A 25,895-nucleotide genomic window follows, 5' to 3' on the forward strand; every position below is an offset into this window, starting at 1 on the left:
TGTCTTATCAAATATATAACATAATTTTTTAATTGTTTTAAAAATAAAATAGAAATCTTACTGTTAATAATTTAATTTTATAATTTAATTTTAACTAAACTAAAATAAAATTTACATCTTTTTCATTTTATTGTTATATTTACATATAGAAACTATTAGGAGGTTATTATATGATTATTAATAAAAAAAAATAAAATAATTTTATTACTCTAACTAAACAAAAAATAACTTGCATTTTTTTTAAAAATTAAATAAACAATCAGTTAAATTACATGTTAAAGTGATATAAAAAAGTAAAATAAAGAAAAAATGAGGTTAAGATGATGGAATTTCAACTTAACAATAGATTGGATGATATTTTTTCAAATCTAGATTTTGTCGACATGAATATCAAAGTTAAAAATAAAAACTACACTATACCAGTAAATACACATACAACAATTGAAAGCAACTTTACTACTACTATACTAGACTTTCTTTTGTTTAACATTCTAAAACCTGAAGAAATACAATCTTTTTTACAAAATTTAGATGAAATAAAATTCAATTTATATTTTTCAAAAAAAGATTTACCTAACGAATACACTTTTAAATTTGATTTGGCTCAGTATATTCATGAATTTTTACTAAGAAATAAAACAGCTAAATTGTTTTTAAATATTCTTAGTAATAATGGTCCAGTTAATATAGGTGATTTAGAATTGTCTATTCATACAGCTATTAATATAATAAAAAACGAAACTCTTATGAAAAAAATTCAAATAAACACTAACATTCCGATGATAAACAGTCTTAAGGATGAACTATCACAACACTTTCTATTTAAGATATTGCAACAAGACATAAAAGACTCTGATACTCTTTTTAAGTACTTAGGACAAACCGATACTAATAAACTTATTGAAAATTTAGGTAAATTTATTTTATATTGTGTAAACAACAGTAAAAATATAAATTCATTGATTAGTAAATTATATCAGTATAAAGAAGATTATATACAAAACTACACAATATTACATAACAATATAAAAACCTTAAAAAATAAATTAAATATATCATTCAACAATAATAATGATTTAAATTTAAAATAATTTTTTTATTTTGATATATTATAATTATCAAAATAATAATATTAAACAATAATAACAAGGAGTTTGTTATGAATTCAGCTGTATATGCCTGTGCTTATTATCCAGAAATTTATAAAAACAAACTATATATATTTTATAACGATAAATTTGGTTCCACAAAAACATTGTTAGCTAATATTAATCATGAAAATATGTATAGACTACCTATAGATATGAAAGAAAACATACAGAACACAAAAAGCTTTATTAATATATGTAGTACATGTAAATCTGCTTCTAACTGTATTCTACAAAAAATAGGAAAACTTAAAATAGAACAAATAGAATCAAAAATAAAAAAAGCTGGGTAAAACCCAGCTTTTTATTTAACAGCTTCTTTAAATTTCTTACCAGGGACAAATTTAGGTACAACAGTAGCTGGAATCTGAATCTTTTCTCCTGTTTTAGGATTATGTCCTGTCCTAGCAGATCTTTCAACCTTTTTGAAATATCCCAAAGCACCCAACGGAACTTTTTTGCCTTCTTTTACACCTTCAAGTACTATCTCTTCAAAAGCATTTAATAACTCTTTAACATCTTTCTTTCTCATGTTAGTTCTTTCCACTAAAAGAGCGATTATTTCTTCTTTTTTCATATTTTTTTCTACCTCCTTCTTATTTTACTTTATTATTTTATAATATATTATATTAAATGTCAATAATAAACTGGCTAATATATTATTTTTTCTAATATTTTTTTTCTAATATTTTCTTATATTAAGTTTAATTTTAAATCATTCTGCTGTAACTTATTAATAGTATAAACTACATCGGTTTTTATTAATCCGTTGCTTTTTAATAAATCAATAAAAGTATATAATATAGTTATTATTGGTAAATTCTTACTATTATATAATTTATTATTTTTGTAGATATCAATGTATTTATAGAAATAAGAAGCAAACTCTTTATTATTTTGTAAAATCATAAAATTATTATTCTGATATACAATATCAAAAAGTATTTTTACCTTTTTAATATGCTTTTCTATTAATTGAATTAATAATCTTATATTAATATTATAATTTCGCTCATGTAAATTATTATTAATATTTTCAAGCAGCTTTTTTAAATTATTATATTTCATTATATTGAATGTATTATTATTATAAAATATAACTGGAACTAAAACCACATAAGTTTGATATGGTTGTGGTTTCATAAATATTTTAAAATTATTAATCTGTTCAAATTTATAACCTTTAAACCAATCTAAATAATTAAAAATATTATTTTTTAAAAATTCTATTTTAATTTCACCTAGAAAAGTAAATTTATTAGAACTATATAACTTTAATAATAACATATATTTGTTATTTTGATACATATAAATGTCTTCAATTATAACATCTTTTGCTCTAATATGTTTAATATCAAAACTAAAAATATTATATTCACAATTATATTCATACTTATCTAATTTTATATTATTAAATAAAAAGTCTGTTGTTATCCTAAACATTTTTATAGTCTCATAACTTATTAATTTATATATTAATTATAACTTGATATTCCATAACTTATTGTTTTATTATTACCTATATATCTTTTTGGATTAAAAGATTTTATTTCCTTAATCATCTGTTCAGCCTTATGTAAATCTATATTATTATATAATTCATATAATAATGCTGTTATTGTATTACCTAAAGCTTCACGATATATTTTTCTTAACTGAGCATAGGAATAATTAATATTTTTTAAATCCAAATTTGTTGGTATTCTACCTCTTCTTAATACAGTTACTTTCATATATAAATTTTTAAAATCTTTATCTAAACCCAATACATGTAAATAAGGTAATAATTGTTCCATAATTTTCAAACGGTTAATAAATTGCTGTTGATAGTATTCCCTAGCTTGTTTAATATTAGATTTGTACATAGCAATTAATTTAACAGTATTTTGACTTAAATCTATCTGTCTGTTTATATTAACAAAATTAGTATTTATTAAACTATAAAAATCCATACTAGGTATATATATATCTCCAAATAAAACAACATATCTATCCAAAATATTTTGTAAATTATAATATCTATTACGTTTCCTAAAATAAGATGGATATATATTATTTAGTAATATCTGGCACTTATCAAATTGAAACGTATAAAGATACATAAAAAATAAATTTTCAAAACCTTCTTCTCCTATAGTTCTAAACAATTCATAATATACTTTCTTCAATTCTTTATTTGATAAATCCTTTACAGATGATTTTAGTGTTTTACTTTCATTATTGTATAACACAGTTAAACGTTCAACTAATCTGTTTAAATAATCTCCATACTTACTTAAAGCAGGATCTTTGCCTATTTCACTTATTATCATTTCTAAATATGTTTTTGCTATACCATAACGTCCATATTTATAACTTAATAAAACAACCTGCTTTAAATAAAACACACTATCAAAAGGATTGCTCGATAACTTATATAAATCAATCAATTTCTTTAATTCTGTATCAACCGTTTCTTGAGAAAATAATGTATCAAGATAATTTAAAACATAACTATAATAAACTGTATTAGATACATATTTATTTTTTTTAATATTTATTATGTTACTATCTGCAAATGATATATTTAAATTAATAAAAAATAAACATATTAAAAAGTAGATAAATATAAATCTATTTTTCATAAGCAATCCCTTTTAATCTTTTTAAAGTTTTTTAAATAAAGTATTGTTTTTCTTTAAAAATTCTAAATCATCGTCATCTGTATCAATAACTGTATTAATTTCTTTTAAATCTAAATCATTATTTTCCTTATCAATAATATTATCCATAATATTAGTATCGTCACTTTTATCTTTTAAACTGTGTTGGTCTGTCTGTTTTTGCGTATTTTCAGTCTTTTGACTTTGTTCTATGTTTGTAATATTCGAATTACTAGTTGGTTTTTGAGTATTTATAAACTCAACATCTACTTGGCTATCATCTATAGTAGTATCAAAAGTTTTAAATTCTTCATTTATTTCATTTTCCCTCTCATCTTCTTTATCTACATCTAATTCACCTTTATCTAAAAGGTTATTAACATTAATTTGATTACTTTCCTGGTTTAAATTCTTATTCACTGTTTCTTCTTCTGAAACCTCTTGTGTTAATATTGTAGGTTCTTTCTCTTTCTTTAAAAGTACAGTTTTTTGATAATTAGGATTCATATAACTTGCTACTATATCATAAAATACATCTGAATATTCTTTATGGAGTGTATTAATCAAATAAAGAAAAAATTCAGAACGTTTTTGTAATGAAAATGATGTTAGAATCTCTTTAACCTCTGGATGTACATTTGGTAAAATAACTCTATAAAACCAATTATTAATATTTTTTACATATTTACTATCAACCTTGCTCATTATTAAAACTCCTTATTTTTTATATTTATTCTTAAACGTAAGTATATCCTTTCGCATTTAAATATTCTGCATTATGTAAAACTTCCATATTATTCAACATACCCGATAAATCTAAATCTTTGATTAATTCTGCACCACCACCTATTATCACAAACTTTTCAATATCAGGAAGATAATTTACCCAACGTCCTTGTACAGCATTTAATATTACTATAGCTTTTGCTGTTCTCATACCTCTAAACTTCTCTTCTAATAAACTTTGTCTACACAATTCTTCATTAACCAAGGTGCCTCTTTCTTTTTGTATTTCATTTCTAACTTCATTAATCATTTCATAAATACCATGTTCCTCTGTTCCTACACTATCTAAAAGAATCTCATTATCCTTTATAATAAAATAATCTGTAGTATATTGCCCTATATCAATTATACCTAAAGTATTATATTTCTTTAACTGATTTCTTATTTCTTCAGTGAATAAAGCACCAGCTCCTTGAGCAAATAGTCCAAGTTCTTTGATGTATATTGTATAATCAGTACCATTCCTATTGTAAGTAAATACATGTCTATCACTTTCATCCTTTGCAAAGTAACTTTTAATACTTTCTACAACATCAACCATTTTTAAGTAGGTGAGGGGAAGTCCTAAACCTAACGAATTAATTGTGACTTTAGTAGAATCTGTACCAACTACATGTTTCATAACCACATCTAATGCTCCGGCAATTAATACTTTATAAGCATCGGATACAAAAAATCTCTTACCTCGCTGACAAATATTAACCTTGTTCTCTCTCATGACAGGATTACCATATAAATACTTAATATTACCATCAAATGTAATTACATCATATAAATAATCATTCGTAATAAAATTCATATAATCATTTTCCGAAGAAACCAGAGTAACATAACTTGGAAATTTATCGAAAAACCATGTTGTCCTTCCATTTTCCTTTTTTAAAGTTTTTCTTACGGCGATTTTTACATTACCATGCCCTACATCTATACCTACATGTAAGTTATGTAATTTTTCTACCTTAATATCTGACATATTACACTCCCTTACTTCTTTTATTGTTTATTAATTATTAATTTCGTCTGTGCTATTATTAGCTGCATCTACAGAATCATCATTTTTATTACTTTTCTTAAAGGTGTTTACAACATCACTTTTAATTGAACCCTTTATATTATCTAATTCTTCTTGTTTTACTTTTATTTCATTTTCAATTATTTCATAATCACTTTTGAATTTCACTACAAGATCTGCTAAACCTACTAATGATTCAGTATCTTCTTTATTAACAGGATAACTTAATATATCTTTTATTAAATTATCTTGTAAATCCCATTTTTCTTTTTTAAGTTTATTCAATTCTTTTTGTATAGATACTATATCACCAGCAGTTTTAGTTCCTTTAGAAATAATACCTTTTAATTTATTAAACATATATCTCAACCTCCATTTATAATAAAATTTATTAAATTTATTTTATTAATTAATATAACATATTAAATTAATTTTTTTAAAAAATGTTCCTATTTTTTTATTGATTTTTTCCTACTTCTGTATCTAATTTTTCAAAATTATCTATATTATTATCTGTTCCTGGTTCTAGCTCAAGTTCTTGACTATCTATTATAGTAGGATTATCTACCAACTTATAATTAATTGTATCAGTATAAACTTTAGCTTTCTTTTTATAATATATAAAATATTCTGAAAACTTTTCTAACATGTCAAATTTATTACCTTTTAGAAAACTATCCAATTTTTCAATAAATTTATTATATAAATCTGGATATGAAAATTTTATACCTACTAAAATACTCCATGATAATTTTATATTTGATTGATCTAAAAAAGCATACACTATTTGATTTAAAAATTTGTCTATATTAGTATCATTGTTATTATGTAAAGAATTATCAGAATCTATAAACAAATTTTCTACTTCATTTTTTAAATATTTAACAAAAGAATCTTTAATATAATATGAAGAAAAAGCTAATAAATTTATTTCTGCATCTGAAAAACCTAAGTTTTTAGCAATATAATATTCTTTTTGGTTTAATTTGTCTCGTTTAAATACATGTTTTGCTTCTTTGTTAGGTAATAAAAATTTATTTTTTAAATAATAATTATTTAGCTGCATATAGTAATAAGACAAAGGATATTCTAATCTAAACTGCCTCAAATTTACTGTTGTTGACGGAAATATAATATGAGTATGTACATGGTGTTCGTCCAAATGCAGAACAATATAAGTCATACTTTCTATGACCTGTTTTTTAAATATAAATTCATCTGTAAACGAAATAACACCTTTAAGCCATCTACTTATTTCCTTATCAATATAAGGTAATAAAGTATTTTTTGTTGACTCTGACAAATCTAAATCATCTATTGCACCATCCAATTTTGCTTGATTATAAGCATTATAAATTAAATATAATGTATCATAAGTATAAACTAATTCTCTCAAATACTTAGATTTTTTAGACTTATATTTAGCAAATCTTTTGTAATGTTGATAATAATCATTTGCAAAATCATCAATATTCAATACACCTTTTTTATCTGTATAAAAAACTTTATATTTGTAAAAGAAGTTTCTATACTTACCTAAATCATTAAACGATTTAAATATATAATTATCAGGTTCTTTTTTATATAAATCTAAACGTGTTGTATAAATTAAATCAGATAGGTTTCTCGAAGTGTCCTCTCTAAATACATGTTTTAAATGAGATTTAGCTGTCTTAATACTGTAACTGTTGTATTCCCAAAAGGTTCTATTTATTTCAACTGCGTCATTTACTATTTCTTCCATAATAACCCCCAAACATAGTTATTCTACGTTATATATTAAATAGTTTTCATCTATTATTTATATAACAAATTATTTTATTTTATTTAAAAAAAAATATCTTTTTTTTATTTTTAAAAAGTATAAATTTTAACTGAAAAACATAAAAAAAATTGAAAAAATATTAGTTATACTATGACTAAAGAAAATCAATTAGTCGTACTAATGTATATAACATTTAAAAATACTTATAAAAATTAATAAAATTTTTGCTATTTGACATAGACGAATAAATAATTGTTAAGCAGAATTGATTATATGCAAAATAAATCATATACAAAATCAATTATATACAAAATCGTTTATATGCAAAATTAATTATATACAAAATTACTGATATTATAATTATATGATATTTACTTTAAATGATATATAATAAAATTTTATATATCATTTTATTCTATATAACATTTTAATGATACATGATAAAACTACTATGCAAGATATTTATTATAACAAAATTAATGATTTAACTTAATAATAATAATATAATAGTAGTAGATATGATAAAAAATATAAAAGTCATTATATGATCTATTTGTAATAGTATTGTTATAAATCTAAAATAGTTTTTTATATAATTTTTAGTTTTTTGATAAGTTTTATTTTGTATTAATTTTACTCACATGTATGTATAAAATTTATTAATATCACCTATTAAGTTTTAATTTAATTTTTACTTAGATTTAAGTGATTCATAATTTAATTATAACTAGTTTCTAATTTATTTTTAATTAATTCCTAATTTATTTCAAATTATTTCCTAATTAGTTTTTAATTATTTCCTAAAAAATTTTTAATTAATTCATAAGCTAAACCTAATAATTTTTTGAATATTATTAAATTAATTATAAAATAAAATAAAAATCAATATTTTAAGTCAAATTATCTTTTAAATACTAAAATTATTTATAATTTACTTATAATTTTTTAATTTATTTATAATTTAATCTTAATATTTCTAATTAATTTTAAATTAGTTCTTAACTAGTTTCTAATTTATTTCTAATTTAATCCTAATTTATTTTTAATTTATTTCTAATCTATTCCTAATTAATTTTAAAAAAGTTTCTAATATAATCACAATTTGATTTTAAGTAATTTCTTAAGTATACATAATATAAACATAATAAAATCCTAAATAAATTTTAATAAATTACTAATCTATTTTTAATAGAATTATAATAAAATTTTTTATTCGAATGATCTTATTTAACTAAAAGATTTTATTTAAATAAAAAAAATATCAGGTAATACAATTATGATTTAAAAAATGATATTAGATTTGAATAATTTAGACTTTAATATCAGTAATATAAAAAATAGAATGAGAATACAATAAAATATAAAAATAATAGAAAAATAAAGCTTAAAACTGCTAATAATTGCGCTCTAAAAAAACTTATAAATTAAATAGCTAATTCATTAATATAAGTAAAATCATAATCATATTTAGAAATTAATTTATGTAATATATTAATTAAATTATCATTAAAATTCAAAAATTTAATAATACCTACATTATTATCTTCATATACTTTTGTAATAATATCATTAGATAAATTTAAAGATTCATAGTAATTCTTTATAGTTTCATTACAGGCTATTATATAATCTCTTATAGCATTTCTATTATAATTTTCATCTGATAAAAGTTTCACATAATATAAAAATTCAGTATTCATTTTGGTTATATACATTTGTAAACCAGTATTACAACCAAATTTATAAATTTTGTTATCTAATTCAATACAATCCTCACAAACATTATTTACATAGGCATAAAAAGAAGCATTCATTACTTTAATCATATGTAATAATTCTTTTTCAGAAACTACTCTTTTTTGTGTTGTTTTTTCTTGTATATTTATTACTTGATTCATAACAACACCTCTTATAATATTTATTTATGTTATATTATATATAACAAATTTCTGGATTTAATTTAGGTAAAAAATTTAGATAAAAAAATGAAAAAATAATAAATAATTATAAATTATAAACCATAAATTGTTTTTTTTCGGATTTAATATATTGACTAATTAAATTTTAATTTTTGAATTTTAGTATAGGGTTTAAATAAAGAAAAAAATCAAAATAACACACAAATCAGCTTGGGTATACTTATTTATATTAAATTATTTGCTTTATCTAATATATTTTTTTTCCATAAATTCCGAATCTGATAAATAATAATCTTCTTCCAATAAACTTCTTATAGATGACTCTGACATATTTGGAAATCTTTGTTTCATAAAATCTACTATAACTTCTATTCTATCTATGTCTGATAGCTCAGGAAAGTTTCTATCAACTTCTAATGATACTGTAGCTAATGTATCAATTATATATGATGGAACACTAACTGAACGAAATTCGTTTTTCATAATATTTCGTTTAGCCTTCTGGAGAATACTCATAATATAATAACTAAAAGCTTCTAATACATTAATTTCTGAAGTATATATAAAACGATCAAAATAACCTTCTACTAAAAGTAAATATATTTCTTGAATAAATTCTTGAACTAATACATTTGTATCTTTCCCTTTTATAAAAGAAACATTTTTGTATGCTATTTTCGTAAGCTTATCTCTAAATACTGGGTTATTAAATAAAACTTCAAAACAATAATTTTTAAAAGATTGAAATTGTTCTGGAAAATTTTCTTTAATGTACTGAATATATTTTAGAGCATCTAGTTCATTTTCTAATATAGGTACGTTCTTAAAATCATATTCTAAAACATTCAAAAGTTGGTGTAGATTAACTTTGGTCTTTTTTACATAAGTTATAAGTTCCTCTTTTAAAATAAACCCTTTGCGTAAAAAACAATCATTTAAATAAGACACAACAGAATTATTCATTGCACACCTCTCCATCATAATAAATATTGTGTACTTATATTATATGGTTGTTTAATAATATTAAACCAAAATAACTCTGACAAATGTATTATGTTTATTAAAGTTTTTATCTCACACCTCCTATTTATTTCAAAGTAAAATAATTATAACTTATTTTCTACAGTAATTACATATTAATTATATAATAATATAACCTATATGTCAATAATATTTGTTTACTGCTCTGCACAACATTTACACCTCCTACTAGTTAAAATATATTAAAAGCAAACAAATGTTTGCTCTATATTGTTTATATAATATATTATTTAAATAATATCAATATATTTTTATTAAGATTCTAATATTATTTCACTGCCTTTACGCTTAATCTTTTTAATAATTTGCTTTAGTTCTTCTAACTCATGTATTTTTATGAGATCTGCTGTTAGCGTATCTATGAAAAAAGTCTGTATATTTCTATCTATCATATATTTTAATAACTTAATATCATCTTCTGTTACTTCAGATGTTTTCTTTTTCAAAATAATTCCTGCATTATAATTAACATTTTCTAACATAACTATATATGTAACATAATAAATAGATTTAGATTTTAGTAACTCTTTTAATTTTTCCGTGTCTTGTTCTGTGTAATTATTACCTATATTACAATCTAAAATTTGAATTTCATAAATAAAACAATTATTTTCTTCTTTAATTTTTTTAATACATTTAAATGAAAAATCATATATTAAAGCATCTGATATTTTATGGTCAAAACTATCTTTTTCTAAAAATAATTCATACCCAATCTTCTTATCGTTAAATATAATTACTGGATAATTTGTAATATCTAAATTAGCAGTATCAATCTTTTGTATATTATGTTCTGTATTAAAAGAAACATTTATGCTGTTCTTATTATCCGATTTTTCTTGATTCATTTGCTCTACATGAACCGAATCTATTTTATTATTGCTACTAGTTATATTTTTAGTATCAGTAATTTTTGTATTAAGATGCTCTATATCGATATCATTAAATAATTCCTGAGAATTTTCAAATGCCTCTTTTTCTTCTTCGTTGTAATCTAAACTATCATCTAATACTGCAAAATCTTCAACCTGGTCGTCTTCTTCTAAATATTCGTCTTCTTCATCATCTATTTTAAATATACTAGCATCATCATCCTCGTCTTTTTCATCTAATAAAAACCCATCTGAAAACTCATCACTTTTACTCTCTAAACTATCCTTTTCTATTATACTATCATCCCCTTCTAAATCATTATCTTCTGTTAAATTACTATTTATCTTATGATTTTTTTGAGTACTAGTTTCCTCATTAATTTTTTGTATATTATTATCTAATAATTGTGAGTTAATATCACTTAAACGTTCAACTACATTTTCTAAATTATCCTTATTTATTAATGTTTCTTCTTCATCATCTATATCAAACTCAGGAAAAATATAATTATCATCTTCAGCATTATCAACCTCATCATCTACAATCATCATATCTTCTGTTTCTATTGTATCCCCTGTTGTAATTACATTTTCTTCATTATTATCATTTATTAATACAGTAAATTCATCATTATTTTCATCATTATCATCTTTATTTTTATCTTCATTATTACTTTTATTACTATTTTTCTTTTGATTTTTTTCTATATCAGTAAAAATATCTTTGTTAGTTTGGTTAGATTTTTGTGAAAGTATATGTTGAAATGCCTCTGTAATATCAATCATAGGTGTGGTTTGAGTAAAATCATTTAACGCAAATAACTTGTCTGAAGTTAATAAATTCTTCCGTTTTAAAAAATCTAAATTCACTAATTTCTCACCATCAATATGATTATTCTTATATAAATTATAAATGTTGTTGTACTGATAAAATAAATTTAAAAAAGAAGTATGTTTTAACATATATAACTCCTTTATAACTTCTTATTTATTTATTATTCAAATTATTACTTTCTATATTATAAGATGAAATATCTTTATTGTTTTCAATAGCTGAAATCTTTTGTATTTCAGTTATAAAATTAGGATCTTTTAATTTTTTCTTATATATTTTTAATCCTCTATAAAGCATAGATAATATATCATCTATCGCAAATAAAAAGTATACTTTATCTATAGTTCTTGCTAATAATTTAGACTTATTTAAGTCTATAACTAAACTCTTGTTTAATCGATCATATATAATAACAAAATAAAATAACTCATCGGATACATTATTAACCTTTAATTGATACACTATAGTATCTCTACTACCGTACATATATTTTATTATAAAATTACCTTTATAGATATCCTCTAATACCTTTGATAATATATCTAAATTATTAGATTTATTTAAATTTACTTGGTATGAATTATTACTTCCCATTTATATCACCTGCCTTTCTATAATATTATTATATAATATTCTATATAATCTCTATAATACTTAATAATTAAATTAATTTAATAATTTACACTTAGTATTAATTAAACCATATAATCCTTTATATTCTAAATCTCTTTCCAAATCAGTATAACTTATGGCATTCTGTTGAATAAGTTTAGTTACTTTTGTTAATGTAATTTCAGCAGATGGATTATTCATCCTTTCAGCTTCAACAGCTTTTCTTAATGCTAAATATGTAGATGCTAATTTCTTTACTGATTCATAAAAATTTGCATTCATATAATCTGGTAAATTATATACACCATATTCATAACCTGATTTTTCTATTAAATACAAAAGATATCCCGCAGCAACATATTTTATAAAATTTGATTCAGATTTTAATATTTCATTTATCTTATCTATGGTCAAATCACCTTCATTTGCTACTACACCTTTAGATGCTAAATAAACCATTATTGATTTAACTATAATAGGACGGTAACTACCATAATTTCTGTAACTATCAAGAATATATTGTAATACTTCATCTGCTGTAAAAGTTATTACTTTATCACTATTATCCGTAGAACTTTTCAACACATCATATAATTGCTTATAAGCAACATACATTGTGTTTAAATATTCATTTACAGTATATTGTTTATAATTGACTTCAGTAAGTGATTTTAATGTAGAACTAAAATCTATCGTATATGATGATAAACTATAACAAATCATGTTTATAATATAATTGCCTATACCCATTTGTGAAACATTATCAAAATTTTTAATTATATAGAGTATATGCCCCCCAATTATATTTATTATTAATGGATCTATATCATGGGATATTCCCCAATTTACAAAATCATTTGCTGAAACCTTTAAAATATTTTTATCCTGCGTAATAGTAGGAACTGAAGATCTCTTAGCTAACATTTCAATGGTACCATCATCCCTGATACGTACAGCATCTGCAAATACAATTTCACCTGTATTCTTATATTGTTTTAACATCTGAACAATATCCATTTCAGCTTGTTCAGATTTAAGCATACATTCTTGTCTTAACTTAAAATATTTTTCAAATCCAAGACTAATAGACCAGTTTAAATATCGAACTATCTTTTTCTCATTTTCAGGAATATGTTCATCAATACATGCTAAAAATAATTCACCACCCTGTTTTTGTACTTCAGTTGAAGCTTTAGTAACAGCTTTGGCCACTTTAGTTGGTTTTACTTCAGTTTTCCTTTCACCAAATGATGCAGAACCACCAACAGCACTTCTACCTGTTGAAAACGCATCTGATAAATCTTCTTTTATAGATTTACTGATTCTTGACGCTAACTCTTTTGTAACAAAACTAGCACCTAATTCTTTAGGTAATAAAGCCTTACACTGATGTGCTGATTCCAAATACGCTAATGAAAATATAATTGTATTAACTAATTTTATTTGTCCATACGTTTTTATTACTTGAGATAAATCATCCATAACATCATTTATTAAAGCACTAAAATTAAAATCTAATTGAATTTGGTTACAATCTGCCTTTATACCTATACTTGCACTAGATTTACTTAAATCCTGTTCAGCTGAAATACTGTTACTACCAGAACCACCAAAAAACTTATGAGTTTTAGTTTTCCCTTTATTGTAAGAACTTCCTTGAGAACCATTTGATTTAATAAAATCACTAAATCCAGCATAACTTGATATATTAAAACTAAATAATAAACATATAATCATTAATATTAATATTAACTTATTATTTCGCCTAGTCATTTTAACTACCTCTTTTTTAATATTTAAAAATTACTAAATTCTTTTATAATTCTATTGTTTAGTATCATTTATAATATCAGGTATTTTATATTCTTCTCTTTTATCTTGAACAAGTGTAATATAATAATTATCCATTAATTTTGCCGTTATTTTACGCTTTTCAATGGCAAAATTAGTACGCTCTAATAATACCAAACTACTTCTAGCCATACTTTTTGTTATTTGGGCCATCTTTTCAGAGCGAAAATATGTTTCTAAAAAATAATAATTATCATATAAGTAAAATAAATTTTCTACTAAATCATGAAAAAAATCAATTTGTGTAGGAGATGAAAGATTTATGTTAGTAACAAAAGATAATACATAACTTTCAAATAGTTCATTTTTTATATATTCTGACATCTCTGGATCATTTGTATATTTATCCAATAACTCTTTTAAATCTGTACCTTCTAAGTTTGATTTAATATATGCTTTAACATAAACTACATTTTGATAATTTATATCAGTAATATTAAATGTATCTTGTACACACTCAAAAAATTCATTTAAAGCATCATCTTTAGTTGTTGTTAAATTTATTGTACCATCAGTTGTTTTCTTTTTCATACACATAAACAAATTATCAGTTTTAACATTTATTACATAAGCTAACTCATCTAATACACTTAAACCTACATTATTTTCAAATTTAGTTAATATTTCTGATATTATTAAGGCTACTAACGGATCATGCGAGCTGGCTATATAAGTATTTAACCAATCAGTTCCAACTTCTGATATAATGTTTCTCTTTTCTTCATTAGTAGGCATATCGGCACCTTGTCCCTTCTTATGCACTTTTAAATTTTTATCAATACATATACCATCAAAAAAGCACATTTCACCAATTTCCGAATACTGATCATACATATTTTTCAATGCTTGTCCTAAATCTATATTTAATTGTTCATTTTTTAATTTACATTCAGCTTTTAATTTGGCTAAGTATTTATAATTAAATGTTAGCTTCCAATTTAAAATCTTATTTATAAAGTCTACAATAGACGAAATTTCTCTAGTCATACAATCTCTAAACAATTTACCAGTATGTGATTGAATAGTAGCATTTACTTCTGCTCCAATATTAGCAAGTTCTTTAGTTTTAACTGTTACACCACCACCTGCATAAGATGGATTACCTCCAGCTGCTTTTGTATCTACAGATATTGCATCAGATGATTTACCAATAACCAATTCTTTTACTCTTGACTGTAAATCAGCCAATATAGGTGCTTGAGATAAATCCATTCCAGTTTCCTGTACGCATCTTTGTAAAGCTACAGGATATGCAATAGCTGTTAAAATAGAATTTACTAAAATAATCTGCTTAGATTGCTTAGCATATTGTTTTACTTGATTTATAATATCCTGTAGATATGCTCCTACATCATAATTAAACTGAAGTTGTGTACAATCAGTTTTCATCCCTAATTTGGTAGTAGCATTTCCATCTAAATTTAGCTCAGCACTATTTGAACCATTACCACCAAATATACTATCATAACTACTACTGGAACCAAATTTTTGAATCTCTGATACACTTGAAGCAAAAAGATTAATAGAAAAAAATAATATACTTATTAATATAAATATAAGTTTATAAAATTTATGTTTCTTATACATAACCAAACCCCTAATGCTTTACTGCTAATATATCTTTAACCATACCTATATTATACTTAATTTCGATTGTAGATAATGCATCACCTGATAACTTATTTAACTTATTTCTTATTGAATTATATTTTACAAAACTGTTTTTCATATCAACACTAAGCATTTTATTTAATTCTTTAATTGCTGTATTGAATTTTTTTAATTCATTTTTCATTATATCTGTATTTACTTTATAAGATTTTCCATTAATGAATTCTGTTAAGTTATTTATATGTTCTGCTAATTTACTATTATATGTTAATATATAATCTTTACATACTTTATAAGTCCCATAAAAAAGAACATTTAATAAGTCTTTATATTTTATAAAATCCACTATAGAATTTAAATCTTTAGAAAAATAATCAGATGATTGTTTTTGTAACGTCATAGCATCGTCTAATATGGTTTCTAAATTAAGTTTACATTTAGTTACTATAGATTTAATAGTATTATCAGCCAACAATATTGTATCTAAATATACTGCTAATTTTTCAGTTAAAAAATCTATTTCACTCTGAAGTAACTCTTTATCTCCATATGTTTTTAATGAAGCTTCTTCATAAACTAATGAATCAACATAGTCTCCAAAATTGTCAATAACCTGATTATAAACCTCTTCTCTATCTTTAGTTGGTAAATAATCATCTGCAAGTTCAATTGTAATCTTATCATCTTCCATACGAAATACTTTACCCGAAGGTAGTCTCCATGTTGCCAATGTAATATCACCTTCTTCTTTAGCTTTTTTATATAACATAACTAAGTCCAGTTCTTTTTGTTCGGCACTTAATTTACATTCTTCTTGCAATTTAAATGTTTGTTTTAAATTAAATCCTGCTTTCCAATTCAACATTTTAATAATCATTTCAAGTGTAGCTTTTTGTTCTTTATGCACACATTTCATAAAATCTTCACCTAATAACTGCTTAAGTTTAGAATAATTACAGTAACCAGCTGATACAGACTTTTGAGGTTTTACACTTCCTTCTTTTTCCCTAACTCTCCATGGTTCTAAACAAGGTGGATGTTTACATGAACCACTCGGGTTCCACCAAGCTCCACCTTGTGATTTATTTTTAAAGTCAAGTAAATCTCCTATTTCATTACTTACACACTGTTTTGTATCAGCAATTGCTTTATTAATAATAGGTCCTAAAGTAATATCCTTTGGTAATTTTGTAGAACATTTTTGTGTTGCATAACTATAAGAAACTAAATCTAAAATAGCATTAACTATTAAAATATTTTTTAAGTTTTGATCGTTTAATAAGTCTTTTAATTCATTTATAATATCCTTAAAAAAACCATTAAAATCAAAATCCAATTTTATTTGATTGCAATCTGTTTTTATTCCTATTGAGGTACTGCCACCTGCATCCATAAAATCTTTAGATACACTATTAGCAGTTGCTTTCCCACCAATACCTAATGTTTTTTTCGATTGAGATTTTACTACAAAATCTTGAAATCCAGATGCATAACTTAATTGTGATAATATAAAAATACATAAAATTATGAAAGTAATAAATTTTATATTTTTATTATAACGCATAGTATATACCTATATTAGCTATATAAGTTCTACCTTTAATACACACCTCACATATACCTCTCTTATTATAGTAATATAACAAAATTTTTTTAATTATTAAAAAATAATTTCAATAAACAATTATTTTAATTAATATAAATAATAAAAAACCCTATGGAAGTATATTATACTCCCATAGGACGCAAAGTAATATTTATATAATTTATTATTTTATTAATATAATACTGTAATTAAAAACCTAGTAATTTAAGCCTATCAATTAAATCAGGATCTGTAATATTTTTATTAACAATTTCCCATTTTAATTGTGTAGTTTTTAATTTTGGTTCAGTAGATTTTTTCTGATTTTTATCAGACATACTGATAGCTGCAGCAGTAGTTTGGGTTGATGCTACTGAAGCTGCACTATAAGGAGCAACCTTTTTTGCTACTACTTCTGTAGGTCCAACAACAACAGGAGCACTAGCAGTTATTAGAGTAGGCGCTACAACACCACCAGCTAATGCTGCCATTCCTAAAACTACATCTTTAGCTGTTCTTCTTTTAATCGTATAATAAGATTTAAATGTTTGACACCTACTAACATTTGGTTTAATTTCGTACCAATATATATCCTTACCTTTTTGTTTCTCTATTTTATAAGCAAATTTGGTTCCATCTGATAAAGTGTAAATTTTGTTTTCATCCAACTTTAATAAAGTACCATCATTCTTTAAAACTCTAAAAGTAGATATATCTATTAGTTCGTTACCTGGTGTTTTGTAAGCAACTTTTAAGGTCATTGGTAATGCAAAATTATAAGGACGAATAACAACAAAACCTGATTTCTCATACTTACCTAACCAATAATTATCGCAAAGTTTCGTGTGCAATTCGTTTATAGTAACATCTTTGATAGTTGGTTTCTTGCTCCCACAACCAACAACAACTAAACCAATCATAAGTACAATAAAAAAACTGCTCATTTTTAAAAACTTATGTTTCTGCATATTACCTCCTTATTAATTTATTTTGTTTCTATTAATTAATTTCATCACCTACCAAACTATCTTTACTATCTTTGGTACTATTTTTATTTTTTCTTATTATATTTTATTTTAAATACTAAAAATTAACATATAATATATATTATATTAAATAATTAATAATTTCAAGTTTTCATTTTTTTATTTTATTCTTGTTTAGTTTCTAATAACTCTAAAAAATCTTTATAATTAGATTTGTTTTTAACCTTTAAAGTAATATTACCTACTATATTATTTACCTCTACAACTACAATATAATCACCTTTTACCCATAAAATTGCCGGAATAGACTCGTAAGATATATTCTTATCAGATTCAGTATAGTTAATAAATTTATCTGAATACTTTACTGGTTTACCATAAATAGGTTCTAAAACATTTTTTATATGTTTAATAGATTTAGTTAAATGAGTATAATCGGTTTTAAATGTAATTTCTAAATAACTTAACATATTAAAATTATTAAATCCAAATAAAATCTTTTTAGCATCTAAATAATCAGTATCATAAATAGATTTGTTATTAATTGTTCCAATATATACAACTTTATTTAATTCTGTTGTATTAATATTAGAAACATTAAATAAGTATAATGTACTTAATAATTCACTTAAATATGAAGCTAAATAAATTTTAATATCTTGAGTAATAGGTATATAAGTATTTTTATTTAATTGCTCTTTAATTTTCAAATATTGATTATAATACTCATAAGCTTTTTGTACATTCTTTTCTACACCAAGACCCTTATTATACATAACTGCCAAATTCCATAAAGCAAGAGGATGTTTTTTTAAATCCAAACTTTTGAAACAACTTACAGCATTATGATATTTCTTAAGTTTATAATAAATTACACACATATAATATCTTGCTTTAGTATTGCCAGTATTATTGTATATATCTTCAAATTTAGCAAAAGCTTGTAGATAATCTCCAGAATTCAAAACAGATAATGCTTCTTTAAAAAGAACATGTTCATCAGTAGTAGTTTTAGAATTATTCATATTATTTTTATTAACTAATTTATTTTTTGCTTTAATATAATCATTTTTTTCTATTTTATTAATTTTAGATTTATTTTTAATTTCATGTTTATCTTTTTCAGTTAAAGTCTTTTTTTGAGAATTTTCTTGGGAACTATTATTAAGTTCTTTTAACTTTTCTTGATAATATGTAGATATTATTTCTGTAGAAAATAGCTTTTTCAATGTGGTTAACCTATAATTCCTATCTTTATTGTAATATATTACACAGTCTTTTAAAATATCTTTATCTAAACTATCCAACTTGTATTTATAATTTTTTTGTAACAAATAATACGTGTATAAAAGTATGTTTGTATGGTTTTTGAAAGAAGTTTTCTTCCTTGAATTAGTCGTTTTATAATATGTTTTAATCACTTTTAAATATTTTTCATAGTAATCCTTATTTTGTGTAATATCACCTAATAATACAGCTACTTCTGGAAATATAGTAAATTTATCATTCGTTGATAATATTAAATATTCTTTTAATATATCTTTATCGATTTTGTTTAATGCAGCTAATGCAACTGAATACCTAAATAATATACTTTTAAATAAATCTTTATTTTGAAAATTTAACGAATTTAAATAATTTCTAATACTATTTACTGAATCAATATTACTATCAGTATTTAAAATATTTAAATTATCAAATAGTTTTTTTACTATTTCTATTACTTTTTCAGGTTGATAACTATTATCATATTTTTTTAACTGTATGAGATACCAACTTAAGTTTACATTTTTATTTTTTATTTTACTATTTTTGATATCTGAATTTTTTACATTATTGTTTTGTTTAACTACATTAATCTTATCTGAATTAATTTTATCTGATTTATCTGTAACCTTATTAGTCGTTGAATATATATTACTTTGTTCATGTAAATTTAAATCCAGCGAGTTTAAAGAATATACTTTAGGACTTATTATTACTATAAAAGCTATTAAGGCAAACCCTAAATAAAACCTATATTTAAACATATATGTACACCTCGCTTATGCAATCTTTTTCAAAGTCTCAATTGTTTTTATAATATCCTGTTTTTCTTTTTCTAATTGAGATTTTACAGTATCAAAAAACATATCTGCATTTAGTAAATTATCAAATATCTCAACCAAAGCAGAATTTATTTTTAAAGATACATTTAATAAAGAATCTTTTAATTCCATAAATAAGTCTGATATTTCATTTAATAACTTATCAATATCCTGCTCTAAATTAGTATATAATTCTTGAATAAATGTTATATCTTCAGAAAAACCATCAATAACATTTTCAATTTCAGTCTTTATTACGTTTAGATCTGTTTGGAAATCATCTTTATATTGGTTTATTTTTACAATAAGATCTTTATATACATTTAATGTATTAAATAATTCACCTACATTTAAATCCATAACAGAAGATTTTTCTGTAAGCTCTTTTAAATTTGTTTGAGCAAAAAGAGTATGTAATTTATTATAATGCTCCTTTGCCAGCATTAACAAGCTAGAATATGTATCCACTAAAGATAATTCCATAGTTGAATATTTATCCTTTTCCTTATTTAGAAAATATTTAGTATCTAAAGTATCCTTCTTAAAACCGTCAGACAATTTCTGTTGTATAGTTTGTAATTTCTTATTAAGTTTTTCCTGTAATTCATAATGATAATCTGTAAAATATTGCATCTTTTCAATAACCAATTGTTTTAATTCTTCAAAAGAAGTTTCTTTTATAGTTTTAATAATTTCTACTAAATCAATCTTAACCTTAATCTCTTGTTCAAATTCAGTAATATATTTTTCTAATTTATTGTATTTATCTACTAACTTAAACAAACTACCTGTATGCTCTTCATATTCAGATTCTAACTTTTCAATTTCGTTGTTTAATTGGGTATTTATCTGTTTCAAATCATTATTTTCTTGAATAAGTTTATTATATTGAGATTTTAAGTCTTCATACTCCTGTTGTAATGTCTTCAGATCTGATAAAACTTGTTGATGATTTTCTTTTAATTGTTCTGTATTTTGAATTTCTTCCGTTAAATTGTTATATTTTTCTTCAATAGCATTTCTTTCTTGTTCCATTTGGTTTAATTTAGATTTATAATCTTTTATTTGTTCATCATATCTTTCAATAATTAATTGTAATTCATTTATTTTATCATTTAATCTAGTAACTTCAGAACTATTAGTTTCTGCTTTCTCTTCTAATTGCTGAGTTAATTTATCTATTTCACTATTCAATTTTTCGATTTCTTGTCTATAAATACCTATTTGGTTTTCCAGGGATTCTTTTGTAGCATTATATTGTTCAGATAATACTTTCTTCTCCTTTTCAAGTGCGGATATTAATTCTGTTAATTCTCTAATATTATTGCTATATTCATCTAATTCCTTTTGTTTTTCATCTAATAATTCTTGATTAATAGCTACAACGTCATTGTTTTGTTTTTTATATAAATTTAATGTATAAACAAAAATACCAAATGTTAAAATAAATAAACCTGTTAAATAATATAAGAAATATTTCATATATTCTACAAATTGAACAGCATTAATATTAATAGTTTTATTTAAAATAGGTATAGTTATAACTAGAGTTAATTGATTCATTAAGTTATTAATATTTAAATTAGAAGAAAAAGTAATTAAAGATTTTTTTACTGTAGTTAATATAACTTTTACAAAAACATTTTTTTGAAAAGTATTATAGTTTTGTAAATTATTATAAAAAGCTATTAATGTTTCATTGATATTATTAGTTATACTAATAAATTTTTCTAGTAATTTTTTATTCTGAACCTTTAAGGTGCTATAAATAGAATTAAGAAACTGTATTTGCTGATTAATAAATTCTTTATTATTTTTTATAATAGTTTCTAATGGATAATTTGAATTAGCATATTTTATATAAGCTAAATTATATTGAATAATATTATTATATAATGTTTCTAGTTTGCTTAGCATTTCTTTTTTAGTAGAAATATCAGCTTTAGATCTTATTACCAATTCTCCTATCGAATTACTATCACCTAATAAAATATTATGTAATTCATTTAAATAATTTTGTTGTTGATTAGCTATTTTATTAAAAATATTATTATATAAGTTAATTGTTTTATTATATTGATTAAAATCATTATTTGATAATAATCCTTTGTTTTTTACATCTTTTAAATAACTTTCAAAAGTTTTATTCATACTACTGTAATTTAATAAAATATCTTTGGTATTTGTAATAATTTTATTAAAATTATTAAATTTTACAAGCATATCATTACTTTTTATATCGATTGAATAATAATGATTATGATAACCAAATATTGTGAAAGATAAAATAACAATATTAAGTAATAATGTTATACTGGACAAATATAATAACTTTTTAATATTTTTTTTAGGAGTTATTCCAGCTGAAACTTCCTTATCAGTTTTCTTCATTTTGTTTAATAACCCTTTCAATCTCATAATAACACCTCTTTTGGAATTTTTTATTATATTAATATAACATACTATTATTTCTTTTTTAAAAATTATAACATAATGTGTTGACAAAATCAAGAAAAATTTGTATAATAAATATAAAGATATAGATAAAACAATAAATATAAAAAATTATAAAAAAATTTAAAAATTTAATATTATTTGTTATATATTATTAATAGAAAAATACGTAATAATAAATATAATAAAAAATATAACAATAGGAAGGAGCTTTATATGAAAAACAAACACACATTAAATTTTAAAAATTTAGATTATTTTGTAAATTATATTAATAAGAAACATCCTGATTCAATGATACAAATAGCTATTTTGCCAATTCCAGTATTAGTAGATAATAATATGTCCGGATTAAAAGGTGTAGACACTATAAGTATAATTCATAAAATTTCTTGCTTTATTGATGATTTAAATGAAGTAATTACATTAGAATATCCATCAAAACAACAACATCAGATTACAGCTATTACTCCAGATGAAAAAGAAATAATGTTAAATAAAATTCTAGAAAAAGAAATGGATGAAATTATAACAATATTAGCTGGAAAAATAGATAAAGACATAGAAATAGAAAAATTTTGCGAAATTGAATAAAATTAAATAAATAAATTAAATAAGAAAAATTAAATAAAAAAATATGTTTATAAATTATTATTTTAACTACGAAAAAGATACTGTAATTCAAGGGACAACAATAAAAGATGAACTTTTTAAGAATAGAGGTTTATCTTTAGATAATATTCAATACCTTTCCATAAATAATACTATGATCAATTTACCTATAAAAGATGAAGATATTTTAAATAAACAAATTTCTGAAAATGACGTTCTTATTTGTATAACAACAAATATGAATTCTGAATATCTATACCAAAATTATTTAACTCATATTTTAGCTGGATTTTTTCATCAAGATTTAGAAGTAAGTACTAATTTTATTAACTACCTAAAAAAACAACAAATAATATTTATTGATATCGATGATATTAGTTTTTACATAAGTATTAATTTAATAAAGTTAGGATTTACTAATATAGATTTCTATTTACCTAATAAATATTCATTAAAAGATAATATAATACACAATGGATTTTTATCTTATCAATTAAATTCTGAACAAATTATAGATAAGCTACAAACCTTTCTACAGCAACAAAGTGTTCTTCCTTTAAATATAAATTTTAAAAATAAAGATTTAAGTTTGGATAACCTAACTAAACAAAATGATTATATAGTTATAAATACAACTTTTAATAAAAAATTTTATGCTTATTTAAAACGGCAAATACAACAATTAGCAAGTAATTTATTTATAGATTTTTACATATTAAAATATATCACTTCATACTTATATATAGGACAAATTTACAATTATATAGAACAAATTAACAATACTGTAAAAATAAACAATATTATCAGTTTAGACAGACAAGATGATGTGGATAGGATTGATGAAATAATACATGATTTTTCATTTAAAAAACCTGATTTACCTATAACATATATGTTATGTAATATTTACGCTCAATACATAGCAGAACAAATTTTATATAATAAAGTAGGTACTTTTAATAAATTACAAAGAGGTGAACCTTATGTACGTACTGATGTTTGAAAGTATAGATGATTTAGCTAATTATATAAAAACTTATGATATTATAATTAATCCAAAAATTGCTATTAAAAGGACCGTTGAAGTGGAAAATCAGATTGTTATATTAAATTACTATGTAACTATATTAGATGATAAACATAACGAAGTTCTAGGTACTTATATTAATTATCAAATTGATTTAAACGAAAATATTCTTTTAAATAATAGTTTTGATTCAAGTGAACAAGATAAATTTATAGTAGAATATATATTTAATTTATTAAAAGAAACTAAAACTACAAACAACCAGGACATACAATTTATATTTAATGCATCTTATGTTATGACAGAATAAATAGTTCTGACGAAATAGAGAGGTTTTGTGTTTATGCAAAATACACATGAAAAAATATATTCAATTAATAGTACTTTTCTTTTAAACTCGAATATTGATAGAGAAATACTAGAATGTGCAGTTTTATTTCATTATGTTTTATTTATTAAATTTAATAATTTAAATTCCAATGATTTCTTTTATAAAATAGAAGATAATTCTATAAATTTTTATGCTGTTGATAATATTAAACAAATATTAAATTCAAACTTATTAAATACATTACAAGAACAAATCATAAGCGAATTTTTAAAACTTAAAATAAAAAAATATTTTGATTTACTTTCACCAGATTACTTTAAAAAAATTTCTGAATTATATAAAAGTAATAATATAACTAAAGATATTTTAAAATTAATAGAACCTGATAATAATCATAATAAACAAAACAAGAATAAAGTTAAATTTTATGAAACATTAACTCAGCAAGAGTTGTTTGAAACAGCATTTAAACAAATAGAAACTATTGAACAGTACAAAAATCAATATCCTTTTATGCAAATAGATATTCCTAAATTAAGTGAATATAATAATTTAATACAAATATTAATTGAATTAAAATTTACACAAAATATCGATTTCTTTATTTTTCCAGTTATATTTTATAATAGGATATATGTTTTCTTTAAGAATACAGAAGAAATAAGCAAGTTTAAAAATACAAATTTTTATAAGAATTCGATGAACAAAAACTAATATTT

At 22.1% G+C, this 25,895-nt stretch carries 23 protein-coding genes; 6 read left to right on the forward strand and 17 right to left on the reverse strand.

Going from position 1 to position 25,895, the window contains the following annotated elements; genetic code table 11:
* Positions 1-320 precede the first annotated feature (320 nt).
* Complete coding sequence (locus DEFDS_RS12280; RefSeq protein WP_013009058.1) at positions 321-1,091, forward strand: hypothetical protein; 771 nt, start codon at positions 321-323, stop codon at positions 1,089-1,091.
* A 68-nt stretch (positions 1,092-1,159) separates the two neighbouring features.
* The gene (locus tag DEFDS_RS12285; RefSeq protein ID WP_013009059.1) at positions 1,160-1,441 is read left to right on the forward strand and encodes a hypothetical protein; all 282 of its coding nucleotides are present in this window, start codon (positions 1,160-1,162) and stop codon (positions 1,439-1,441) included.
* A gap of 11 nt (positions 1,442-1,452) precedes the next feature.
* Here the strand turns inward: DEFDS_RS12285 and DEFDS_RS12290 are convergent, their stop codons facing one another.
* The 17 genes from DEFDS_RS12290 to DEFDS_RS12370 form a co-directional block, all read right to left on the reverse strand.
* A complete protein-coding gene (locus DEFDS_RS12290; protein ID WP_013009060.1) occupies positions 1,453-1,725 on the reverse strand; it encodes an HU family DNA-binding protein in 273 nt (90 codons plus the stop codon).
* Positions 1,726-1,841: 116 nt separating this feature from the next.
* Positions 1,842-2,591, reverse strand: a complete 750-nt coding sequence (locus DEFDS_RS12295) for a hypothetical protein (protein WP_013009061.1) — start codon at positions 2,589-2,591, stop codon at positions 1,842-1,844.
* Between the two features lie 32 nt (positions 2,592-2,623).
* Positions 2,624-3,772, reverse strand: a complete 1,149-nt coding sequence (locus tag DEFDS_RS12300; RefSeq protein WP_013009062.1) for a hypothetical protein — start codon at positions 3,770-3,772, stop codon at positions 2,624-2,626.
* Between the two features lie 21 nt (positions 3,773-3,793).
* Positions 3,794-4,495, reverse strand: a complete 702-nt coding sequence (locus tag DEFDS_RS12305; RefSeq protein WP_013009063.1) for a hypothetical protein — start codon at positions 4,493-4,495, stop codon at positions 3,794-3,796.
* A 31-nt stretch (positions 4,496-4,526) separates the two neighbouring features.
* The gene (locus DEFDS_RS12310) at positions 4,527-5,549 is read right to left on the reverse strand and encodes a ParM/StbA family protein (protein ID WP_013009064.1); all 1,023 of its coding nucleotides are present in this window, start codon (positions 5,547-5,549) and stop codon (positions 4,527-4,529) included.
* Between the two features lie 30 nt (positions 5,550-5,579).
* Positions 5,580-5,948 (reverse strand): hypothetical protein, encoded by a 369-nt coding sequence (locus tag DEFDS_RS12315; RefSeq protein WP_013009065.1) that lies wholly within the window; start codon positions 5,946-5,948, stop codon positions 5,580-5,582.
* Between the two features lie 97 nt (positions 5,949-6,045).
* Entirely contained in the window at positions 6,046-7,332 is a 1,287-nt protein-coding gene (locus DEFDS_RS12320; RefSeq protein ID WP_013009066.1) for a hypothetical protein, read from the reverse strand.
* A gap of 1,445 nt (positions 7,333-8,777) precedes the next feature.
* Complete coding sequence (locus DEFDS_RS12325; RefSeq protein WP_013009067.1) at positions 8,778-9,251, reverse strand: hypothetical protein; 474 nt, start codon at positions 9,249-9,251, stop codon at positions 8,778-8,780.
* 264 nt (positions 9,252-9,515) lie between these two features.
* A complete protein-coding gene (locus tag DEFDS_RS12330) occupies positions 9,516-10,235 on the reverse strand; it encodes a hypothetical protein (RefSeq protein ID WP_013009068.1) in 720 nt (239 codons plus the stop codon).
* Positions 10,236-10,567: 332 nt separating this feature from the next.
* A complete protein-coding gene (locus DEFDS_RS12335; RefSeq protein ID WP_013009069.1) occupies positions 10,568-12,148 on the reverse strand; it encodes a hypothetical protein in 1,581 nt (526 codons plus the stop codon).
* Positions 12,149-12,173: 25 nt separating this feature from the next.
* Positions 12,174-12,614, reverse strand: a complete 441-nt coding sequence (locus DEFDS_RS12340; protein WP_013009070.1) for a hypothetical protein — start codon at positions 12,612-12,614, stop codon at positions 12,174-12,176.
* Positions 12,615-12,686: 72 nt separating this feature from the next.
* On the reverse strand, positions 12,687-14,369 hold the full coding sequence (locus DEFDS_RS12345) for a hypothetical protein (RefSeq protein ID WP_161595897.1): 1,683 nt from the start codon (positions 14,367-14,369) through the stop codon (positions 12,687-12,689).
* Between the two features lie 87 nt (positions 14,370-14,456).
* Entirely contained in the window at positions 14,457-16,070 is a 1,614-nt protein-coding gene (locus DEFDS_RS12350; RefSeq protein ID WP_013009072.1) for a hypothetical protein, read from the reverse strand.
* A gap of 10 nt (positions 16,071-16,080) precedes the next feature.
* Entirely contained in the window at positions 16,081-17,658 is a 1,578-nt protein-coding gene (locus tag DEFDS_RS12355; protein ID WP_013009073.1) for a hypothetical protein, read from the reverse strand.
* Between the two features lie 230 nt (positions 17,659-17,888).
* On the reverse strand, positions 17,889-18,647 hold the full coding sequence (locus DEFDS_RS12360) for a hypothetical protein (protein ID WP_013009074.1): 759 nt from the start codon (positions 18,645-18,647) through the stop codon (positions 17,889-17,891).
* 182 nt (positions 18,648-18,829) lie between these two features.
* Complete coding sequence (locus DEFDS_RS12365) at positions 18,830-20,695, reverse strand: hypothetical protein (RefSeq protein WP_013009075.1); 1,866 nt, start codon at positions 20,693-20,695, stop codon at positions 18,830-18,832.
* Between the two features lie 15 nt (positions 20,696-20,710).
* Positions 20,711-23,170: a hypothetical protein gene (locus DEFDS_RS12370; RefSeq protein ID WP_013009076.1), complete on the reverse strand. Its 2,460-nt coding sequence runs from the start codon at positions 23,168-23,170 to the stop codon at positions 20,711-20,713.
* A 252-nt stretch (positions 23,171-23,422) separates the two neighbouring features.
* On the opposite strand from DEFDS_RS12370, the gene DEFDS_RS12375 reads away from it, so the two are divergent.
* From DEFDS_RS12375 to DEFDS_RS12390, 4 genes are read left to right on the forward strand one after another with little or no spacing between them, the layout of a single operon-like run.
* Entirely contained in the window at positions 23,423-23,800 is a 378-nt protein-coding gene (locus DEFDS_RS12375; RefSeq protein ID WP_013009077.1) for a hypothetical protein, read from the forward strand.
* A gap of 43 nt (positions 23,801-23,843) precedes the next feature.
* Positions 23,844-24,821, forward strand: coding sequence for a hypothetical protein (locus DEFDS_RS12380; RefSeq protein WP_013009078.1), 978 nt, complete (start codon positions 23,844-23,846; stop codon positions 24,819-24,821).
* Entirely contained in the window at positions 24,802-25,155 is a 354-nt protein-coding gene (locus DEFDS_RS12385; RefSeq protein ID WP_013009079.1) for a hypothetical protein, read from the forward strand. The genes DEFDS_RS12380 and DEFDS_RS12385 overlap by 20 nt, the downstream gene beginning before the upstream one ends.
* A 33-nt stretch (positions 25,156-25,188) precedes the next feature.
* A complete protein-coding gene (locus DEFDS_RS12390) occupies positions 25,189-25,890 on the forward strand; it encodes a hypothetical protein (RefSeq protein WP_041224041.1) in 702 nt (233 codons plus the stop codon).
* The last annotated feature ends 5 nt before the right edge of the window (positions 25,891-25,895 follow it).

The organism is Deferribacter desulfuricans SSM1 (genome assembly GCF_000010985.1).
In the GTDB taxonomy this organism is placed as follows: Bacteria; Chrysiogenota; Deferribacteres; order Deferribacterales; family Deferribacteraceae; genus Deferribacter; species Deferribacter desulfuricans.

What these genes read in the sequence shown, in the direction of transcription:
- DEFDS_RS12280 (WP_013009058.1), top strand. Translation starts at nt 321, where the DNA reads ATGATGGAATTTCAACTTAACAATAGATTGGATGATATTTTTTCAAAT.
- DEFDS_RS12285 (WP_013009059.1), top strand. Translation starts at nt 1,160, where the DNA reads ATGAATTCAGCTGTATATGCCTGTGCTTATTATCCAGAAATTTATAAA.
- DEFDS_RS12290 (WP_013009060.1), bottom strand. Translation starts at nt 1,725, where the DNA reads ATGAAAAAAGAAGAAATAATCGCTCTTTTAGTGGAAAGAACTAACATG.
- DEFDS_RS12295 (WP_013009061.1), bottom strand. Translation starts at nt 2,591, where the DNA reads ATGTTTAGGATAACAACAGACTTTTTATTTAATAATATAAAATTAGAT.
- DEFDS_RS12300 (WP_013009062.1), bottom strand. Translation starts at nt 3,772, where the DNA reads ATGAAAAATAGATTTATATTTATCTACTTTTTAATATGTTTATTTTTT.
- DEFDS_RS12305 (WP_013009063.1), bottom strand. Translation starts at nt 4,495, where the DNA reads ATGAGCAAGGTTGATAGTAAATATGTAAAAAATATTAATAATTGGTTT.
- DEFDS_RS12310 (WP_013009064.1), bottom strand. Translation starts at nt 5,549, where the DNA reads ATGTCAGATATTAAGGTAGAAAAATTACATAACTTACATGTAGGTATA.
- DEFDS_RS12315 (WP_013009065.1), bottom strand. Translation starts at nt 5,948, where the DNA reads ATGTTTAATAAATTAAAAGGTATTATTTCTAAAGGAACTAAAACTGCT.
- DEFDS_RS12320 (WP_013009066.1), bottom strand. Translation starts at nt 7,332, where the DNA reads ATGGAAGAAATAGTAAATGACGCAGTTGAAATAAATAGAACCTTTTGG.
- DEFDS_RS12325 (WP_013009067.1), bottom strand. Translation starts at nt 9,251, where the DNA reads ATGAATCAAGTAATAAATATACAAGAAAAAACAACACAAAAAAGAGTA.
- DEFDS_RS12330 (WP_013009068.1), bottom strand. Translation starts at nt 10,235, where the DNA reads ATGAATAATTCTGTTGTGTCTTATTTAAATGATTGTTTTTTACGCAAA.
- DEFDS_RS12335 (WP_013009069.1), bottom strand. Translation starts at nt 12,148, where the DNA reads ATGTTAAAACATACTTCTTTTTTAAATTTATTTTATCAGTACAACAAC.
- DEFDS_RS12340 (WP_013009070.1), bottom strand. Translation starts at nt 12,614, where the DNA reads ATGGGAAGTAATAATTCATACCAAGTAAATTTAAATAAATCTAATAAT.
- DEFDS_RS12345 (WP_161595897.1), bottom strand. Translation starts at nt 14,369, where the DNA reads ATGATTATATGTTTATTATTTAGTTTTAATATATCAAGTTATGCTGGA.
- DEFDS_RS12350 (WP_013009072.1), bottom strand. Translation starts at nt 16,070, where the DNA reads ATGTATAAGAAACATAAATTTTATAAACTTATATTTATATTAATAAGT.
- DEFDS_RS12355 (WP_013009073.1), bottom strand. Translation starts at nt 17,658, where the DNA reads ATGCGTTATAATAAAAATATAAAATTTATTACTTTCATAATTTTATGT.
- DEFDS_RS12360 (WP_013009074.1), bottom strand. Translation starts at nt 18,647, where the DNA reads ATGCAGAAACATAAGTTTTTAAAAATGAGCAGTTTTTTTATTGTACTT.
- DEFDS_RS12365 (WP_013009075.1), bottom strand. Translation starts at nt 20,695, where the DNA reads ATGTTTAAATATAGGTTTTATTTAGGGTTTGCCTTAATAGCTTTTATA.
- DEFDS_RS12370 (WP_013009076.1), bottom strand. Translation starts at nt 23,170, where the DNA reads ATGAGATTGAAAGGGTTATTAAACAAAATGAAGAAAACTGATAAGGAA.
- DEFDS_RS12375 (WP_013009077.1), top strand. Translation starts at nt 23,423, where the DNA reads ATGAAAAACAAACACACATTAAATTTTAAAAATTTAGATTATTTTGTA.
- DEFDS_RS12380 (WP_013009078.1), top strand. Translation starts at nt 23,844, where the DNA reads ATGTTTATAAATTATTATTTTAACTACGAAAAAGATACTGTAATTCAA.
- DEFDS_RS12385 (WP_013009079.1), top strand. Translation starts at nt 24,802, where the DNA reads ATGTACGTACTGATGTTTGAAAGTATAGATGATTTAGCTAATTATATA.
- DEFDS_RS12390 (WP_041224041.1), top strand. Translation starts at nt 25,189, where the DNA reads ATGCAAAATACACATGAAAAAATATATTCAATTAATAGTACTTTTCTT.